The organism is Dietzia sp. SLG310A2-38A2 (assembly GCF_014145095.1).
Taxonomy (GTDB): domain Bacteria; phylum Actinomycetota; class Actinomycetes; order Mycobacteriales; family Mycobacteriaceae; genus Dietzia.
In genome coordinates this window covers 1-2,676 of the sequence record NZ_JAALDX010000454.1, presented here as the reverse complement: position 1 = coordinate 2,676, position 2,676 = coordinate 1, and the positions used below count along the sequence as shown (strand labels likewise).

The window sequence follows — 2,676 nt, the reverse complement described above, 5'->3', positions numbered from 1 at the left end:
CCCGCGACGTCCCACACGTCCGGGTGGACGTCGCCGGCCAGCTTGCCGTCGAGCCGGGACACCCCCACGTCGAGGATCGCCGCGCCCGGCTTGACCATGTCCGGGGTGAGCATGTGGGCGACGCCGGCCGCGGCCACGATCACGTCGGCCCGCCGCGTCTCGGCGGCCAGGTCGCGTGTGCCGGTGTGGCACAGGGTGACGGTCGAGTTCTCGCTGCGGCGGGTGAGCATCAACCCGATCGGCCGCCCCACGGTCACCCCGCGGCCGATCACCACCACGTGTGCCCCGTCGAGCTCGACACCGAAACGCCGCAGGAGGTGGATGGCGCCGTTGGGGGTGCACGGGAGCGGGGCCGTCGCGTTGAGGACCAGCTTGCCGAGGTTGACGGGATGCAACCCGTCCGCGTCCTTGTCCGGGTCGATGCGCTCGAGGATCGCGTTCTCGTCGAGGTGCTTCGGCAACGGCAGCTGCACGATGTACCCGGTGCATGCCGGATCGGCGTTGAGCTCGTCGATCACGGCCTCGAGTTCGGCCTGACCGGTCTCGGCGGGCAGGTCACGACGGATGGAGGCGATGCCGACCTGTTCGCAGTCGCGGTGCTTCATCTTGACGTAGGAGTGGCTGCCCGGGTCGTCGCCCACCAGGACCGTCCCCAGCCCCGGGGTGATGCCCTTGTCGCGCAACGCGGCGACCCGGTCGGTGAGGTCGGCGACGATCTCGTCGCGGGTGAGCTTTCCGTCCAGCTTGATAGCGGTCACGAGCGCCAGTATCCCACTCCGGAGCGGGCACGTCGCCAGCGCACTGCGAGAATGGCCGCCATGACCGGAGCCGGCGTGCGTGTGTTGTTCGACCGACCCCGCATCCCGCCCAACACCGGCAACGCCATCCGGTTGGCCGCGGGCGCGGGGTGCGAACTCCATCTGGCCGGGCCACTGGGATTCGACCTGACCGAGCCGCAGCTGCGGCGGGCAGGGCTCGACTATCACGATCTGGCGCACGTGGAGGTCCACGAGGACCTGGAGGCCGCGTACGCCCGACTGCTCCCGGCGCGGGTGTGGGCGTTCACCGTGCGGGCCGACCTCTCCCTGCCCGAGGTCAGGTTCTCCCCCGGCGATGTCCTGCTGTTCGGGCCCGAGCCCACCGGCCTCGCCGAGGACGTGCTGGCCGACGAACGCGTGACGGCGACGGTGCGCATCCCCATGTTGGCCGGCCGTCGCTCGATGAACCTGTCCAACGCCGCGGCCGTGGCCGTCTACGAGGCATGGAGACAGCAGGGTTACCCAGGCGGTATGGAAATTCCGCCACTTTGACTTAATATTTCGGTATGCCGAAATCTCATCCGGTCGGCGGCCGCAATCCCCGGGGCGCGCGCCGATGGTCCGTCGCCCCCGCGACCGCGGTCGTCGTGACCCTCGCGACGGCGGTCGTGACGTCCGCCTGCACCGTCGGCCTCACCGGTGCGGCTGGCGTGGACGACCGGCCCCGGTTCGCCGGGCGGGAGGCCGGCGACAGGGTCGTGGTGGCCACGACCTTCACGATCCTCGCGGACATGGCGCGCCGGGTCGGTGGGGACCGCGTGCGCGTGGAGTCGGTCACGACCCCCGGCGCGGACGTGCACCAGTACGAGCCGTCGGTCGACGACCTCAAGCGTGTCGAGGGCGCGGACCTGGTGGTGAGCAACGGCCTCGGCATGGACGACTGGCTGCTGCGCTTCATCGACGGGACCGACGCGCGCCACGTGGTCACCTCCGAGGGGGTCGACCCCCTGCCGGTGCGCTCCGGCAACTACACCGGCCGGCCCAATCCCCACGCGTGGATGTCGCCCGACGAGGGAACGAGATACATCCGGACGATCGCCCGCGCTCTGGCCGAGGTCGACCCGGACGGCTCCGGGCAGTACCTCGCCCGCTCCGAGGACTACGTGGCCGAGCTCGACGACCTGGCCTCCCGCGCCCGCGCGGCCGTCGCGGAGGTCCCGGAGGAACGCCGCGTCCTGGTCACGTGTGAGGGCGCGTTCTCCTACCTGGCCCGCGACCTCGGTCTCGAGGAGCTCTACCTGTGGCCGGTCAACAGCGAGTCCCAGGGGCTGCCCCGTCAGGTCACCGCTCTGATCGACGAGGTGCGCGATCGCGAGATCCCCGCGGTCTTCTGCGAGTCGACGGTGTCCGGCGCGGCGATGGAGCAGGTCGCGGCCGAGACGGGCAGCAGGGTCGCCGGGCTGCTGTACGTCGACTCCCTCTCCGCCCCCAGCGGCCCGGTGCCCACCTACCTCGACCTGCTCGATCACGACCTCGAGATCATCACCCGGGAGCTGACGTCATGACCGACCGGCCACTGCCCTTCTCCGTGCACGCGGGACCCCCCGCCGTCGTCGTCACCGACCTCACCGTCGACCGCGGCCAGATCCGGGCTCTCGACTCGGTGTCCCTGTCCGTGCCGACCGGGGAGATCACGGTGTTGCTCGGCCCCAACGGGTCCGGGAAGTCCACCCTGCTCCAGTCACTGCTCGGGCTGGTCCCCCCGACCGCTGGATCGGTGCGCCTCCTCGGCTCCCCTGTGCGCCGCGCGCTGCGCACCGGCCGGGTGGCGGCGGTCCCCCAGTCGGACGGACTCGACGAGCGCTTCCCGGTCACCGCGGGCGAGGTGGTTATGCAGGGCCGCCGCCGCTTCACCGGG

4 protein-coding genes are annotated in these 2,676 nt (G+C 71.5%); 3 read left to right on the top strand and 1 reads right to left on the bottom strand.

Annotation, left to right across the window (positions count from 1 at the left end; genetic code table 11):
• The coding region (locus G6027_RS15005; RefSeq protein ID WP_182637873.1) for a bifunctional methylenetetrahydrofolate dehydrogenase/methenyltetrahydrofolate cyclohydrolase at positions 1–758 on the bottom strand (758 nt) is incomplete at its 3' end.
• Between the two features lie 60 nt (positions 759–818).
• Here G6027_RS15005 and G6027_RS15000 point away from each other — a divergent pair.
• From G6027_RS15000 to G6027_RS14990, 3 genes are all read left to right on the top strand, one after another.
• Positions 819–1,310 (top strand): tRNA (cytidine(34)-2'-O)-methyltransferase, encoded by a 492-nt coding sequence (locus G6027_RS15000; RefSeq protein ID WP_182637872.1) that lies wholly within the window; start codon positions 819–821, stop codon positions 1,308–1,310.
• Positions 1,311–1,324: 14 nt separating this feature from the next.
• The gene (locus G6027_RS14995) at positions 1,325–2,323 is read left to right on the top strand and encodes a metal ABC transporter substrate-binding protein (RefSeq protein ID WP_182637871.1); all 999 of its coding nucleotides are present in this window, start codon (positions 1,325–1,327) and stop codon (positions 2,321–2,323) included.
• Positions 2,320–2,676 (top strand): ATP-binding cassette domain-containing protein (locus tag G6027_RS14990; RefSeq protein ID WP_182637870.1); only part of this gene is annotated, 357 nt, incomplete at its 3' end. The genes G6027_RS14995 and G6027_RS14990, both read left to right, overlap by 4 nt.